This is a genomic window from Paraburkholderia sartisoli, from assembly GCF_900107685.1.
In the GTDB taxonomy this organism is placed as follows: domain Bacteria; phylum Pseudomonadota; class Gammaproteobacteria; order Burkholderiales; family Burkholderiaceae; genus Paraburkholderia; species Paraburkholderia sartisoli.
In genome coordinates this window covers 659989-673963 of the sequence record NZ_FNRQ01000001.1, presented here as the reverse complement: position 1 = coordinate 673963, position 13975 = coordinate 659989, and the positions used below count along the sequence as shown (strand labels likewise).

Sequence of the window (13975 nt, the reverse complement as noted above, 5' to 3'; positions counted from 1 at the left end):
GTCGCAACAGCTTACCCGCCCGTGTCCGGCGGCGGATAGCGGACGTCGAGCACATCGATGGGCTCGGGCCCCGCGGGCGTGTGCAGCGTGACCTCGTCGCCGATTCGCGCCTTCAGCAGCGCGCGCGCAATGGGCGAAACCCAGCTCACGTGCCCGATGTCCAGATTGACCTCATCCACGCCGACGATCGTCACCGTGTGCATTTCGCCGTCTTCGGTCCCGTAGTCGACGCTCGCCCCGAAAAACACCTGGTCAATGCTCTCCTGCCGGCTGCTGTCGACGACTTCCGCCAGATCGAGGCGCTTCGTCAGAAAGCGGATGCGCCGGTCGATCTCGCGCAGACGCCGCTTGCCGTAGATGTAATCGCCGTTTTCGGAGCGGTCGCCGTTCGACGCCGCCCACGACACCAGCTTCACGACCTCCGGACGCGCCTCGTCGATCAGATGCAGCAGCTCGTCACGCAGACGCCGGTAGCCGGCGGGCGTGATGTAGTTCTTCGCACCTGCGGGAATCTCAGGCTGGGCGGCATCGGCGTCGTCGTCCAGATCGTCGGTCGACTCTTTGACAAAGGCTTTGTTCATGGTGCTTCGAAGCGGGCTGAGCCCCGTCCATCAAGGATACATAACAAGGATAATGAGACAAATTGGCGTTTGTGGCTTCCCTTTTTTCGAGGCTTTGCTATAATCCCGTTTCTGCGTGCGGCTGTAGCTCAGTTGGATAGAGTACTTGGCTACGAACCAAGGGGTCGTGGGTTCGAATCCTGCCAGCCGCACCACTTATTCGAGGGCCTTCCTCCGGGAAGGCCCTTTTGTTTCACCGGCTTTTGCACGGCGAAACGTCAGTATTCAAGCGTTACCTGTTTCGCGTGCGGCTGTAGCTCAGTTGGATAGAGTACTTGGCTACGAACCAAGGGGTCGTGGGTTCGAATCCTGCCAGCCGCACCACCTATAAAGGGCCTTCCTTCTGGAAGGCCCTTTGTTTTTGTGCGCCGCCTCGATGGGCGGCCAGGTTGCGCATCACCGTTCCCGCCCGATCAACGCGGCGCCGACTGGATATCGCCGATGCGGCCGTCCGGCGTCGGCACGTCTTCGGCAGAGGGCGGCGCCAACGCCTCGCCGATCACCTCCACATGCACGCCCGTCAGCGCCTGCGACTGACGCAGCATGTCGTCGGCGACCGTGTCGCCGAAGCGGCTCGCGACGAAGGCCCGCAGCAAGGCGGTCCGCGTCGATTCCCCGCGCCCTTCCGCCGTACGCAATCCACCCTCGAAATCAGCGACACAATGCGCCTCGGTCCCGTGTGCGCCCGCCGAGAGTTCCAGCTGTTTCGCGCGGTCGAGCACGAGCGCCGCCGCTTCCCATGAGGTCGACGGTGTAAACCGCCCATTCCAGGGACGGCCGGGATCGGTGCCGCGGATCGCAACCGTGCGGCCGCTGTCGGTGAAGTGGATTTCGCGGACAAAATCGTGGAGGCTTCGCGCCACCCAGTAATCGAGCGCGACATCGGTCAGATCAGCAACGTTCATCGGATTTCCCTCTCGAAGCGCCGTAAGCCGCAGATGCACGCGCATCCGATTCAGACGCGCTCAAGGTCAGTAGTCGGCGCGTTCGCGGTCGATGCGCATGCCGCCGTCGTGGCGATGATGGCCTTCCTCGCTCGGACGCTCGCGCGCGATGCGCATCACATCCGGGTTCGTACGCACGCGGCGCATGACGTTGGCGAGGTGTACGCGGTCGCTGACCTGGATCACGAAGCGCAGGACGGTGGACTCCTGCGACAGGTCTTCGTCCATTGCGATGTGGACGATATTCGCGTCGGCTGACGTGATGTCGGCGGCGACCCGGGCGAACACGCCCTTCGTGTTCTTCACCAGCACCTTGATCGCGACGTCGAAGAGACGCCCCGGTTGCGGCGCCCACGCGACGTCGATCCAGCGGCCCGGATCGCGGCGGTGAATGCGCTGCGCGACGCGGCAATCCGTGGTGTGGATCGCCATGCCGAGGCCAATGCCGATGTAGCCCATGATGTCGTCGCCCGGAATCGGGCGGCAGCAGGCCGAGAGCTGCACCGACATGCCTTCGGTGCCTGTGATCACGACCGGCGGCGGCGCCTGTGAGCCAGTGGACTCCTGGCGCGGGCTATCGTCGTCGGCGTCGCGCCCGCTCATCAGCACCTCGATGCGCTTGGCCATCACGGCCGCGACGCGCCGGCCAAGGCCGATGTCCGCGAAAATTTCCTGGCGGTTCTTGTTGCCGGTCCACAGCACCAGCTTTTCCCAGACTTCCGGCGTCACGTCCGACAGTGCAAAGCCGTAGCCCTTCAGCGCCTGATCGACCAGACGCTCGCCGAGCTGCACCGACTCGTTCAGCCGCATCGTCTTCAGATAGTGGCGGATCGCCGAACGCGCCTTGCCCGTGCGCACGAAACCGAGCCACGCCGGATTCGGCTTCGAATACGGCGCGGTAATGACTTCGACGATGTCGCCGCTTTTCAGCTCCGTGCGCAGCGGCAGCAGCTCATTGTTGATCTTCACCGCGACGCACTGGTTGCCCAGGTCGCTGTGGATCGAATACGCGAAGTCGAGTGCCGTGGCGCCGCGCGGCAACGCCATGATCTTCGACTTCGGCGTGAACACGTAGACCGCATCCGGGAACAGGTCGATCTTCACGTGTTCGAGGAATTCGCTCGAATCGCCCGCTTCGCTCTGGATATCCAGCAGCGACTTCAGCCACTGATGCGCGCGCTTCTGCACGTCGTTGAGATCGGCGCTGCCGTTCTTGTACAGCCAGTGCGCGGCGACGCCCGCTTCCGCGATCTCGTGCATCTTGCGCGTGCGCACCTGGAACTCGATCGGCGCGCCGAACGGGCCGACGAGCGTGGTGTGCAGCGACTGATAGCCGTTGACCTTCGGAATCGCGATGTAATCCTTGAACTTGCCCGGCACCGGCTTGTAGAGCGCATGCAGCGCGCCGATGCAGGTGTAGCACTCGAGCGCGCTTTCGACGACCACGCGGAACCCGTACACGTCGAGCACCTGCGAGAACGACAGCTGCTTGTCGCGCATCTTCTTGTAGATGCTGAAGATGGTCTTTTCGCGGCCGGTGACCTCGGCATCGAGCTTCGCATCGGCGATCGCGCGCTGCACCGATTCCATGATCTTGCCGACCACTTCGCGACGGTTGCCGCGCGCCGCCTTGACGGCCTTTTCGAGCGTCGCGTACCGGTGCGGGTTGAAGTTCGCGAAGCTCAGGTCCTGCAGCTCGCGATACGTATTGTTCAGGCCCAGCCGGTGCGCAATCGGCGCGTAAATATCGAGCGTTTCACGCGCCACGCGACGGCGCTTTTCATGCGGCACCGCACCGAGCGTGCGCATGTTGTGCAGGCGGTCGGCCAGCTTGACGAGAATCACGCGCACGTCGCGCGCCATCGCGAGCAGCATCTTGCGGAAGTTTTCCGCCTGCGCTTCCTCGCGATTGCGAAACTCCATCTTGTCGAGTTTCGACAATCCGTCGACCAGTTCCGCGACCTTCGCGCCGAAGCGCTCGGCGAGTTCCGCCTTGGTCACGCCCTGGTCTTCCATCACGTCATGCAGCAGCGCCGCCATGATCGACTGGGCGTCGAGCTTCCAGCCCGCGCAGATTTCCGCGACGGCAACAGGATGCGTGATGTAGGGTTCGCCGCTTTGACGATACTGGCCGAGGTGGGCCTCGTCGCTGAAATGGAAGGCCGCCTTGACGTCCCTGATCTCTTCCGGCGTGATGTATTCGGCGAGTGCCGACGTCAGCTTCGAGATCGAAACGACGTCGTGCCGGCGCGGCTGCTCCGGCGTGGCGGTCGGCCCGAACAGATGGCGAAACGACTGTTCGAGGACCGCGTCGATGTAGCTGCGTGCAGTCGAAGGCGAATCGCCTTCGGGGGCGTTGTCGTGGGAATCGTGCTCCGCTTCCGAAGCGGCAGGCGATGGGGTCATGCTCATGTTCGCCTCCGTGCCGGAATACGTGCTGGCGACAAGCCGGTCTGCACGCGTCGATTCAATAACTCAGCAATCGAATGCGGAGGAAGCGCGCCTTAAACCGGCACCTTCTTCAGCATTTCGACGCCGACCTGGCCAGCCGCGATTTCGCGCAGTGCGACGACGGTGGGCTTGTCGCGGCTTTCGATTTTCGGCGTATGACCTTGTGCGAGCTGACGCGCGCGATAGGTTGCGGCAAGCGCCAGTTCGAAACGGTTCGGAATCTGTTTCAGACAGTCTTCGACGGTAATGCGGGCCATGTTGGAAATTCCTTCTCAGTATGTTGCTTATTCTACCTTATGTGCCGGAAACCCCGCCGCTAGCCGCCGTGCGGCAGATGGATGCCGAGTTGCACAAAAAGCTGGGTGTGGCGTGCGTACTGCGAAGCGAAGCGTGAGCGCGTCGCCGCGACGAGACATTGCAGCTCGGCGAGCGCGCGATCGAAGTTCTCGTTGATCACCACGTATTCGGCTTCGGCGGCGTGCGCCATTTCGCTACCCGCAGCGAGCAGGCGGCGCGTGATCACGTTCGGCTCGTCCTGGCCACGCTTCTTCAGACGCTCTTCGAGCGCATCGAGCGAAGGCGGCAGGATGAAGATCTCGACGGCATTGTGGAACTGCTTTTTCACCTGCTGCGCGCCCTGCCAGTCGATTTCGAGCAGCACGTCATGGCCGCTTTTCATCTGTTCCTCGATCCACACGCGCGAGGTCGCATAGTAGTTGCCGTGTACTTCCGCGCTTTCGAGGAACTCGCCCTGCGCGTGACGCGACAGAAAATCCTCGACCGTCGTGAAGTGATAGTGCTGACCGCCCTGTTCCTTCGGACGCGGCGGGCGCGTCGTGTACGAAATCGACAGACAGATCTGCGGATCTTTCGCGAGCAGCGCGTTCACGAGCGTCGACTTGCCCGCGCCGGACGGCGCGACGACCATGAACAGGTTGCCCGGATAGGCGCCGGCGTACGGGTTGTGTTGCGCGCTGCCTTCGCGTGTCTGGCCAGTCATGGGCGTGTCACTCCAGGTTTTGTACTTGTTCGCGCATCTGCTCGATGAGGAGCTTCAGCGTCATCGACGAATCGGCCAGTTCCTTCGCGGCCGCCTTCGATCCCAATGTGTTCGCTTCGCGATTCAGTTCCTGCATCATGAAGTCGAGACGCTTGCCGACCTTGCCGCCCTTCTCGATCACATGACGCGTTTCGTTCAGATGCGCGGTGAGACGCGTGAGCTCTTCCGCGATGTCGATGCGGATGCCGTAGATCGTCACTTCCTGACGGATACGTTCGGCGATTTCCTCGCGCGAGACGATCGTGGTCGCCCCGTCCGGCGCGGCGATGCCGAGCGCTTCCTGCAGGCGTTCGACGATCTTCTGCTGATGCTTCGTGATCAGCTCCGGCACGAGCGGCGTGATCTTCGTGACGATCGCTTCCATTTCGGTGACGTTCGCGATGAGCATCGTCGCGAGTTGCGCGCCTTCGCGGGCACGCACGTCGATCAGGTCGGCGATGGCCTGCTTGCCGCATGCGAGCACCGCGTCGCGCAGCGTTTCCGGCGCCACGCCGCTTTCGGCGAGCACGCCCGGCCAGCGCAGGATTTCGCCGGTGCGCAGGCGTCCGGCTTCCGGGAACACGCCGAGCACCGCGCGTTCGAGCAGCGCGAGCTGGCCGAGCGCCTCGCGGTTCACCGTGCCCGCATTCGCCGACTGTTCGCTGCGCTGCAGGTTGATACGGATGTCGACCTTGCCGCGCGAGAGCTTGTTCATCAGCATTTCGCGCAACGTCGGTTCGCAGACGCGCACGTCTTCCGGCATGCGGAAGTTGAGATCGAGAAAACGCGAGTTCACGGTGCGCAGCTCGACCGAGACGCTTACGCCGCCTGTACCTGAAGCCGCTGCGAGTTCGCGCGTGGCGCTCGCATAGCCAGTCATGCTGTAGATCATCATTTGTCTCGCGATGGGCGGCCAGCGTGCCAGCGCGCACGCCAGGGCACACTGGCCTGGGGATTTGAGCCGCCCGGCGTGTACGGGACGCGGGGCGAGGAACGCGCATTATCCCATCTTTGGCGCCGACGCCTCGCCCATGCACCACCGGCGCGCGCGGGCCCGCCGCACCGATCGGCGGTAAAATCGCGGTTTCCCTTCCTCGATTCCTTTCCCCGGCTCCCGACCATGACAAACTCCACGAAACGTCCCAGCGGCCGCCCCGCCGGCCAGCTGCGCGACGTGCGCATCACGCGTCATTACACGAAGCATGCGGAAGGCTCCGTGCTGGTCGAATTCGGCGACACCAAGGTGATCTGCACTGCGAGCATCGCCGAAAGCGTGCCGGGCTTCCTGCGCGACCGCGGCCAGGGCTGGCTCACCGCCGAATACGGCATGCTGCCGCGCGCGACGCACACGCGCAGCGACCGCGAAGCCGCCCGCGGCAAGCAGACGGGCCGCACACAGGAAATCCAGCGCCTGATCGGCCGCGCGCTACGCTCGGTGTTCGATCTGGAGAAGCTCGGCGCGCGCACGCTGCACATCGATTGCGACGTGATCCAGGCCGACGGCGGCACGCGCACGGCGAGTATCACCGGCGCGTTCGTCGCCGCGCATGACGCCGTCGCGAAACTGCTCGCCACGGGCCGCATCGAAACGTCGCCGATCACGGATTACGTCGCGGCGATTTCCGTCGGCGTATTCGACGGCCTGCCGGTGCTCGACCTCGACTACGACGAAGATTCGCAATGCGACACCGACATGAACGTCGTGATGACGGGCGACGGCGGCTTCGTCGAGATCCAGGGCACCGCCGAGGGCGTGCCGTTTTCGCGCGATGAAATGAACGCGCTGCTCGATCTCGCGCAAAGCGGCATCGAAACGCTGATCGCGAAGCAGAAAGAAGCGCTGGGGTTGAAGGGTGAATGATCGGGAAACAGGCGCCGGCACGATCGCTTCGTCGCTGAAGCAGGTCGTGCTCGCGTCGAACAATGCGGGCAAGCTGCGCGAATTCGCCGCGCTGTTCGAAACCGCCGGCATCGAGCTGATTCCGCAAGGCCGCCTGAACGTGCCGGAAGCCGAAGAACCGCATCCGACGTTCGTCGAAAACGCGCTCACGAAAGCCCGGCACGCAGCAAAACTCACCGGCCTGCCCGCGCTCGCCGACGATTCCGGTCTGTGCGTCGTCGCGCTGCGCGGCGCGCCGGGCGTGTATTCGGCGCGCTACGCGCAGCGCGCGGGCGGCGAGAAAAGCGATGCGGCGAACAACGCGTACCTCGTCGAACAGCTGGCGGCTGAAAGCGACCGGCGCGCCTACTACTACTGTGTGCTCGCGCTCGTGCGTCACGCCGACGATCCGGAGCCGCTCATCGCCGAAGGCCGCTGGCATGGCGAAGTGCTCGACGCGCCGCGTGGTGCGAACGGCTTCGGTTACGACCCATACTTCTTTTTACCGACGCTGGGTTCGACCGCGGCGGAACTCGAGCCGGCGGTCAAAAACGCGACGAGCCATCGCGCGATTGCGTTGCAACATCTGCTGGCGCGTCTGTCGGAGGCGGCATGAGCGCGGCGTCCAGTTCAGGCGGTGGCGGCGGCGGCATTAGCGAAATCGGTGTCAGCGTCATCAAGGCGTTCACGGCGCCGGGCGGCATCCGTCTGACGTCGTTGCCGCCGCTCTCGCTGTACGTGCATTTCCCGTGGTGCGTGCGCAAGTGTCCATATTGCGATTTCAACTCGCACGAATGGAAAGGCGACACGTTCCCGGAGAACGAATATCTCGACGCGTTGCGCACCGACCTCGAACTGGCGTTGCCGCTTGTCTGGGGGCGCCAGGTGCATACGGTGTTCATCGGCGGCGGCACGCCGAGCCTGCTGTCGGCGGCCGGGCTCGACCGGCTGCTGTCGGACGTGCGCGCGCTGCTGCCGCTCGACGCGGACGCCGAGATCACGCTCGAGGCGAACCCCGGCACGTTCGAAGCCGCGAAGTTCGCGCAGTTCCACGCGAGCGGCGTGAACCGTCTGTCGGTCGGCATCCAGAGTTTCAACGAAGCGCATCTGAAGGCGCTCGGCCGGATTCACGATGCGACGCAGGCGCGCCGCGCGGTGGAAGTCGCCGCAGCCACGTTCGACAACTTCAACCTCGACCTGATGTTCGGGCTGCCGCGGCAGACGCTCGCCGAATGCCAGGCGGACATCGAAACGGCGCTGTCGTTCGCGCCGCCGCATCTGTCGCTGTACCACCTGACGCTCGAGCCAAACACGCTGTTCGCGAAGTTTCCGCCGCCGCTGCCCGACGACGACCAGTCGGCCGACATGCAGGACTGGATTCACGAGTACACGGCGGCCGCGGGTTACGAGCGCTACGAAGTGTCGGCCTACGCGAAGCCGCATCGGCAGAGCAAACACAACCTGAACTACTGGCGTTTCGGCGACTATCTCGGCATCGGCGCGGGCGCGCACACGAAGCTGTCGTTTCCGAACCGGGTTCTGCGTCAGGCGCGCTACAAGCATCCCGCTACGTTCATCGAACAGGCGAAAGCCGGCGCGCCGGTGCAGGAAGAAAACGAAGTCGGTCCGCGCGACCTGCCGTTCGAATTCATGCTGAACGCGCTGCGCCTGGTGGAGGGTTTTCCGGTGTACCGCTTCGTCGAGCGCACCGGACTTTCGATGACATCGATCGAACCGGCACTGCAGGAAGCCGAGAAACGCGGCCTCATCGTGCGCGATCACGAGAAGATCGCGCCGACCGTGCGCGGACAGAACTTCCTCAATGATCTGCAGGCGCTGTTTCTGAAGGACGGGCGCTGATCGCCAGCGCGGGGTGGTCGTCGCGAGCCGGTTTCGGGTTACAATTCGCGGCCTGGAGGTGTGGCCGAGCGGTTTAAGGCACCGGTCTTGAAAACCGGCGAAGGAGTGATCCTTCCGTGAGTTCGAATCTCACCGCCTCCGCCAGATCGTCAATGAAATGCGGGCCCTTCGGGGCCCGTATTTCGTTTGTGGTCCATGAAGGAATCAGACGCCACTACCGCCTCGCCAACCGTGTTGCCAACCGTTGGCAGACGCGGATATTCGTGCCATACTGAAAGCGTTTCCGGCGAAAGCCGGCTTGAGTCTGGCGCGTTAAACGTCGCACCAGCGGCCCGGATAAGCGATTCCAAGCTAGCCCGGGCGTCGATTCTTGAAGCCCCCATATGGGGGCTTTTTCTTGCCCCTATGACACTGCCTTACTTCCCCAGCCGAGGGGAAATTCTGGTCTGCGACTTCAACACCGGTTTTCGAGAACCGGAAATGATCAAGAAGCGGCCTGTGATCGTAGTGTCTCAAAAAAGCAGCCACAGTCGTCGGCTCTGCACAGTGGTCCCTCTCTCAACGACATCGCCGGCGCCCGTCAAGGCGTGGCATCACGCTCTACCGCATGTAGTGGTGCCTGGCTGGAAGACCGAAGCGACCATGTGGGCGAAGTGCGACATGCTCTCCACCGTGGGTTTCGAAAGACTCAATAAGCCCTACATCAAGTCACGCAATAGTGGTCGCCGGTACGTTGAAGTCATTCTGGGCAATGGCGATCTAACCGCAATCGATGCATGTATGCGTGCGTATTTAAGCCTGTGATCTGGCAGTTCCCGCACGTTCCCACGTCGCGCCCTTTCCGTTCGCCCCCGCACACCCCGTTCTTCCACCGATTGAAAACCCCTGCATATACGCTAGGATAAAAATACATCCTGCTCTCAAGCGTTCGCGCTTCATCCTGCGATGCCCATCCGCACGCGCCACTGGATGCACCGTCGTTCCCGGCTCATGCCATTCGTCCGCATCGCCGCATGGAACGTTCTTGCCATCACCGCCGCCTGCACGTTCACGCCGCCGCAACGGCCGACGGTACATGTGCCGCCTGCCGCCATCAACAGCGTCGCGCTCGACCAGTATCGCGCGAGCGTCGCGAGACGCATCATCGAGCGCAATCCGTCGTATGTGCTGCGCGGCACGCCGCAGGCGATGCTGCGTTCGCTCGTCGTCGTTTCGTTTACCGTCGATCGGGATGGCCAGCTCGTCGGTGAATCGGTCTATCGCACGAACGGCGATGACGAAGCGGAAAGCACCGCGCTCGCGACGCTGCGCCGCGCATCGCCGCTGCCACAGCCGCCGGCAAAACTGCTCGACACGCGCGGCCATCTCGAGCTGATGGAAGACTGGCTCTTCAACGACGACGGCAAATTCCAGTTGCGCACCTTCGCATCGCCGCAGGCACAAACGATCGACTGAAACGACCGGTTGATTCCGCGCCGTTCAGCCGGCTTGCCGCATCCGGTTGCCGCGCGACGCCCCTGCTCGTTATAATTTTTCGATACTCCCTGCCGGAGCGCTCCGGCGCCGCTTTCGCCGCGCGCTCATCCGCGTGCGCCGGAAAGCCTCACCGTGGCGTCGCCGCGCAACTCGCGCGCGCCCGGACCGCATCGCCGGATGTCCAGCCATCGCATGTGCTGGCGCGCACCGGCGAGGCAAGCTGCTGTATCGTTGCATGCGCAACATTGCGGACATTGCGCAACGGGCCGTGCGAGAACCGCGTGCCCCGCGCCCGCAGCCCGCACTGATTTCACACAAAGACCCAGCCCGGCTCCGCGCTGTCGATGCGCGGAATGTGTTCCGCACACGGGACCGGGTCGCGACAACTCAACTGGAGACCCTGCATGTCCACCTCACCGCTTTCCGCGACTCCGCCTGATGTGGCCGGAAAGAACAGCACCTCGCGGGTGATCTTCGCGAGCTTCATCGGCACCGCGATCGAGTTCTACGATTTCTACGTCTATGCGACGGCCGCCGCGCTCGTCATCGGCCCGGTGTTCTTCCCGCACAGTTCGGCAACGGCGCAGGCGCTGTCGGCGTTCGTCACGTTCGGCATCGCGTTCGTCGCGCGGCCGATCGGCTCGTTCCTGTTCGGCCACTTCGGTGACCGCATCGGGCGCAAGTCGACGCTCGTTGCATCGCTGCTCGTGATGGGTCTGTCGACGACGCTCATCGGCTTCGTGCCCGGCTACGATTCGATCGGCAGCCTCGCGCCGATCCTGCTGTGTGTCCTGCGCTTCGGGCAAGGGATCGGCCTTGGCGGCGAATGGGGCGGCGCGGCGCTGCTCGCCACCGAAAACGCGCCGCCCGGCAAACGCGGCTGGTTCGGCATGTTCCCGCAACTCGGCCCGTCGATCGGCTTTCTCGCTTCGAACGGGCTGTTCTTCGGCCTTGCGCTGTCGCTGTCCGACGAGCAGTTCCGCAGCTGGGGCTGGCGCGTGCCGTTCCTCGTGAGCGCGGTGCTGGTCGCGATCGGCCTCTACGTGCGGCTGAAGATCGCGGAAACGCCGGCCTTCCAGGCGGCAATCGATCGCGAGGAACGCGTGCGCGTGCCGGTCGCGACGCTCATCTCGCAACACTGGCGCCCGACGATCCTCGGCGCGCTCGCGATGGTGGTGTGCTACACGCTCTTCTACAACGCGACGACGTTCTCGCTGTCGTACGGCGTCTCGACGCTGCACATTCCCCGCCAGACGTTCCTCGGCATGCTGTGCATCGCGGTCGTGTTCATGGCGCTCGCCACGCCGCTTTCCGCGTGGGCCGCCGACCGCTTCGGACGCAAGCCGGTGCTGATCGCCGGCATCCTCGCGGCGATCGTGTCCGGCTTCGCGATGGCGCCGCTGCTCGGCAGCGGCTCGACGCCGCTCGTGCTGCTGTTCCTGATCATCGAACTGTTCCTGATGGGCGTCACGTTCGCGCCGATGGGCGCGCTGCTGCCGGAACTGTTTCCGACCAACGTGCGTTACACCGGCGCGGGCGTCTCGTACAACCTGGGCGGCATTCTTGGGGCCTCGGTGGCGCCGTACATCGCCCAGGTGCTCGCCGCACATGGCGGGCTGACGTGGGTCGGCGCGTACGTGTCGTGCGCGGCCGTGGTCAGTCTCGTCGGCGTGCTGTGCATGCGCGAGACGCGTCACACGCAGTTGATGTAAGCAGGGCGCAGGGTTCATCGTTCACGTTTGAAAGGAACGTCGGGCCCTGCGATCGTGCATGGGCAAACCCACCGGATCAGGTCGCGCTTTCCCTGACTTGCACGGGTTTCTGGCCTGCTTATACTGAACCGGAAGCGCTGTTCGAAAGCGTACGGATCAAGACGCCATGTCCCGCCGGTTCATCTGCGCGCACCGGCCATGACGTCCAGGCGATGATGCCCACAGGAGTCGACGATGAACATTCACCTGCACAACGCAGACGTCGTGATGATCATTGCCCTTGCGCTGCTCGGCGCGCTACTGCTCGCGGTCCGCTTCAAGCCGGCGACCTGGAAAGGTCTGGTCCTCGAAGCCATCGCGGCGAACCTGGCAGCCATCACAGCGGTCATCGCATTCGAAATGCTGCTGGCCTGAAAAAAAGCCGCGCAATCTGCCGGGGCAGATGCGCGACTTCCTCCCACTCGCATCGACGGCGCACAACTGCGTACGTCGACGCGTCCCGTCACCGGTAGTAACCGCCGTGGTGATAGCCGCCGCCGTAGTAGCCAGGCGCCGGCACGACAATGCATCCGCCCAGTGCAGCGGCGAGGAATGCACTCGCGATCAAGGTCAGCGTCAAGCGTTTCACAGTGTTCTCCCAATGAGTCAGCAGGTATTCGAGCGATCCCGAATGACTCGATTGAACACGACGGCGCCCCGCGAGACCGTTGCAATTTGTAAGGGGAGGTTAGTGCGGTGTTACACGCGCTGGCGCAGTGAAAGGCACGAACCTGGCGCCAGCGGGGCTGCGCGGGCGCAGCCCCCACGTCGTGCCCGCGAAAGCGCGACAGTTTTAACAGGCGTGTAATGATCGTGGCGATTTCCGGCAGGATTGCCGCTGGATTTTAGTGCCGCGCCGGCGCGTCTCAGGCCGCCGCCACGGTGGTGTCGCCGGCCGCGGCTGCGCCCGGTTCGGTATGCACGTATTCGAGGGCGCGCAACACTTCATCGACGGGCGGCACGCCCCGTCCATCGCCGATGGAGATCGAACGGAACGCCGCTTCGATGCCGAAGTGCTCCCGCGAGGTCGCCACAAAAATCATGACGGCGCGCTTTTGCAGCGCATGTGCGAGATGCACGAAACCGGTATCGACACCGACGACGAGCGCAGCCCGGTCGATCATCCGCGCGATTTCGGTGACGTCCATCGGCGGCAGCAGCGATGCCTCGGGCACGAGCGCGGCAATCGCGCCCGCTTCGACGCGCTCGGCCGGAGACCCCCACGGCAACTCGATCGCGTATCCGCGTTCGATCAGGTTGCGTGCAATCGCAGCCCAGTGCGTCGCGGGCAGCTTTTTGTCGTCCTTGGATGTGGCATGAAACAGCATGGCGACCGGTGCGCTCCCGATCGTCGACACGGGCGAACTGGATGCACCCGGCACCTGCAGATTGAAAACCGGCGGCCCCTCGACCTGAAAACCGAGCGCATCGCCCACGCTGATGCGCATGCCATGCCACGCGTTGACTTCGGCGCGCGGCGCGAGGCGGCCCGTATAGGCGAACGCGGCACCCCGCTCGCCGAGGTCCTGCGACCGGTAGCCGAGACGGCGTGACGAGCGCGTCAGAAACGCGATGATGGCGCTCTTGTAGACGCCGTGGATGTCGATCACGACGTCGTAACGCTCGGCGCGCAGCTCGGCGATCGAAGCGGCGATCGAGCGGAAATCCGCGAGGCTGCGGGCCTTCTTGAAGCGTCGCAACGGCGCGCACAGCACGCGGTCGATACCGGTATTCCAGCGAGCCACGTCGGCGAACATCTCGTCGGCGGCCCAGTCGACCTTGACGCCCGGAAAAGCCCGTTTGATGTCCGCTACCACGGGTTGTGCCTCGATGATGTCGCCGAGCGAGGTGACCTTGACGATCAGGATGCGCTTCATGGTCAATTTGCCACTTTTATCGGGGATCGATCCATTTCAGCTCTGTTTCCCTGTGTGAAACGTGCATTCTACGGAAGT

15 protein-coding genes and 3 tRNA genes are annotated in these 13975 nt (G+C 64.0%); 10 read left to right on the top strand and 8 right to left on the bottom strand.

Features of this window, described 5'->3' with window-relative positions:
* Positions 1-11 precede the first annotated feature (11 nt).
* Positions 12-581 carry a transcription elongation factor GreB gene (greB, locus tag BLV45_RS03080; protein ID WP_090528800.1) on the bottom strand — a complete coding sequence of 190 codons (570 nt, stop codon included), beginning with the start codon at positions 579-581 and terminating at the stop codon, positions 12-14.
* Positions 582-698: 117 nt separating this feature from the next.
* Between greB and BLV45_RS03075 the strand changes: the two genes are divergently transcribed.
* Positions 699-775 (top strand) — tRNA-Arg (locus tag BLV45_RS03075).
* Positions 776-867: 92 nt separating this feature from the next.
* Positions 868-944, top strand: a tRNA-Arg gene (locus BLV45_RS03070).
* An 89-nt stretch (positions 945-1033) separates the two neighbouring features.
* On the opposite strand, the gene BLV45_RS03065 is transcribed toward BLV45_RS03070, so the two are convergent.
* The 5 genes from BLV45_RS03065 to BLV45_RS03045 form a co-directional block, all read right to left on the bottom strand.
* Positions 1034-1525: a phage protein NinX family protein gene (locus BLV45_RS03065; RefSeq protein ID WP_090528796.1), complete on the bottom strand. Its 492-nt coding sequence runs from the start codon at positions 1523-1525 to the stop codon at positions 1034-1036.
* A 66-nt stretch (positions 1526-1591) separates the two neighbouring features.
* On the bottom strand, positions 1592-3976 hold the full coding sequence (locus tag BLV45_RS03060) for a RelA/SpoT family protein (protein WP_090528793.1): 2385 nt from the start codon (positions 3974-3976) through the stop codon (positions 1592-1594).
* A 92-nt stretch (positions 3977-4068) separates the two neighbouring features.
* Positions 4069-4272: a DNA-directed RNA polymerase subunit omega gene (gene rpoZ / locus BLV45_RS03055; RefSeq protein WP_006025620.1), complete on the bottom strand. Its 204-nt coding sequence runs from the start codon at positions 4270-4272 to the stop codon at positions 4069-4071.
* Positions 4273-4331: 59 nt separating this feature from the next.
* On the bottom strand, positions 4332-5015 hold the full coding sequence (gmk, locus tag BLV45_RS03050) for a guanylate kinase (RefSeq protein WP_090528789.1): 684 nt from the start codon (positions 5013-5015) through the stop codon (positions 4332-4334).
* Between the two features lie 7 nt (positions 5016-5022).
* Positions 5023-5946, bottom strand: coding sequence for a YicC/YloC family endoribonuclease (locus tag BLV45_RS03045; protein WP_090530993.1), 924 nt, complete (start codon positions 5944-5946; stop codon positions 5023-5025).
* 228 nt (positions 5947-6174) lie between these two features.
* On the opposite strand from BLV45_RS03045, the gene rph reads away from it, so the two are divergent.
* The 8 genes from rph (at position 6175) to BLV45_RS03005 (ending at position 12395) form a co-directional block, all read left to right on the top strand.
* Positions 6175-6915, top strand: a complete 741-nt coding sequence (rph, locus tag BLV45_RS03040) for a ribonuclease PH (RefSeq protein ID WP_090528785.1) — start codon at positions 6175-6177, stop codon at positions 6913-6915.
* Positions 6908-7549 (top strand): RdgB/HAM1 family non-canonical purine NTP pyrophosphatase, encoded by a 642-nt coding sequence (gene rdgB / locus BLV45_RS03035; RefSeq protein ID WP_090528782.1) that lies wholly within the window; start codon positions 6908-6910, stop codon positions 7547-7549. The genes rph and rdgB overlap by 8 nt, the downstream gene beginning before the upstream one ends.
* On the top strand, positions 7546-8793 hold the full coding sequence (gene hemW / locus BLV45_RS03030) for a radical SAM family heme chaperone HemW (RefSeq protein ID WP_090528779.1): 1248 nt from the start codon (positions 7546-7548) through the stop codon (positions 8791-8793). The genes rdgB and hemW overlap by 4 nt, the downstream gene beginning before the upstream one ends.
* A gap of 54 nt (positions 8794-8847) precedes the next feature.
* Positions 8848-8937, top strand: a tRNA-Ser gene (locus BLV45_RS03025).
* Positions 8938-8988: 51 nt separating this feature from the next.
* Positions 8989-9597: a type II toxin-antitoxin system PemK/MazF family toxin gene (locus tag BLV45_RS03020; protein WP_090528776.1), complete on the top strand. Its 609-nt coding sequence runs from the start codon at positions 8989-8991 to the stop codon at positions 9595-9597.
* A gap of 165 nt (positions 9598-9762) precedes the next feature.
* Positions 9763-10248 (top strand): energy transducer TonB family protein, encoded by a 486-nt coding sequence (locus BLV45_RS03015; RefSeq protein WP_090528773.1) that lies wholly within the window; start codon positions 9763-9765, stop codon positions 10246-10248.
* Between the two features lie 425 nt (positions 10249-10673).
* A complete protein-coding gene (locus tag BLV45_RS03010; RefSeq protein WP_090528770.1) occupies positions 10674-11981 on the top strand; it encodes an MFS transporter in 1308 nt (435 codons plus the stop codon).
* 234 nt (positions 11982-12215) lie between these two features.
* Positions 12216-12395 carry a hypothetical protein gene (locus tag BLV45_RS03005; RefSeq protein WP_090528767.1) on the top strand — a complete coding sequence of 60 codons (180 nt, stop codon included), beginning with the start codon at positions 12216-12218 and terminating at the stop codon, positions 12393-12395.
* Between the two features lie 88 nt (positions 12396-12483).
* Here BLV45_RS03005 and BLV45_RS28035 read toward each other — a convergent pair whose 3' ends face one another.
* Positions 12484-12609 (bottom strand): hypothetical protein, encoded by a 126-nt coding sequence (locus BLV45_RS28035; protein WP_281246304.1) that lies wholly within the window; start codon positions 12607-12609, stop codon positions 12484-12486.
* 277 nt (positions 12610-12886) lie between these two features.
* Positions 12887-13897 carry a lipopolysaccharide heptosyltransferase I gene (gene waaC / locus BLV45_RS03000; protein WP_090528764.1) on the bottom strand — a complete coding sequence of 337 codons (1011 nt, stop codon included), beginning with the start codon at positions 13895-13897 and terminating at the stop codon, positions 12887-12889.
* Between the last annotated feature and the right edge of the window lie 78 nt (positions 13898-13975).

Excerpts from the sequence above, each read along its gene's own strand:
- BLV45_RS03020 (WP_090528776.1), top strand. The coding sequence starts at position 8,989 with ATGAAGGAATCAGACGCCACTACCGCCTCGCCAACCGTGTTGCCAACC.
- BLV45_RS03015 (WP_090528773.1), top strand. The coding sequence starts at position 9,763 with ATGCACCGTCGTTCCCGGCTCATGCCATTCGTCCGCATCGCCGCATGG.
- rph (WP_090528785.1), top strand. The coding sequence starts at position 6,175 with ATGACAAACTCCACGAAACGTCCCAGCGGCCGCCCCGCCGGCCAGCTG.
- hemW (WP_090528779.1), top strand. The coding sequence starts at position 7,546 with ATGAGCGCGGCGTCCAGTTCAGGCGGTGGCGGCGGCGGCATTAGCGAA.
- BLV45_RS03060 (WP_090528793.1), bottom strand. The coding sequence starts at position 3,976 with ATGAGCATGACCCCATCGCCTGCCGCTTCGGAAGCGGAGCACGATTCC.
- rpoZ (WP_006025620.1), bottom strand. The coding sequence starts at position 4,272 with ATGGCCCGCATTACCGTCGAAGACTGTCTGAAACAGATTCCGAACCGT.
- gmk (WP_090528789.1), bottom strand. The coding sequence starts at position 5,015 with ATGACTGGCCAGACACGCGAAGGCAGCGCGCAACACAACCCGTACGCC.
- BLV45_RS03065 (WP_090528796.1), bottom strand. The coding sequence starts at position 1,525 with ATGAACGTTGCTGATCTGACCGATGTCGCGCTCGATTACTGGGTGGCG.
- greB (WP_090528800.1), bottom strand. The coding sequence starts at position 581 with ATGAACAAAGCCTTTGTCAAAGAGTCGACCGACGATCTGGACGACGAC.
- BLV45_RS03005 (WP_090528767.1), top strand. The coding sequence starts at position 12,216 with ATGAACATTCACCTGCACAACGCAGACGTCGTGATGATCATTGCCCTT.
- waaC (WP_090528764.1), bottom strand. The coding sequence starts at position 13,897 with ATGAAGCGCATCCTGATCGTCAAGGTCACCTCGCTCGGCGACATCATC.
- BLV45_RS03010 (WP_090528770.1), top strand. The coding sequence starts at position 10,674 with ATGTCCACCTCACCGCTTTCCGCGACTCCGCCTGATGTGGCCGGAAAG.
- BLV45_RS03045 (WP_090530993.1), bottom strand. The coding sequence starts at position 5,946 with ATGATCTACAGCATGACTGGCTATGCGAGCGCCACGCGCGAACTCGCA.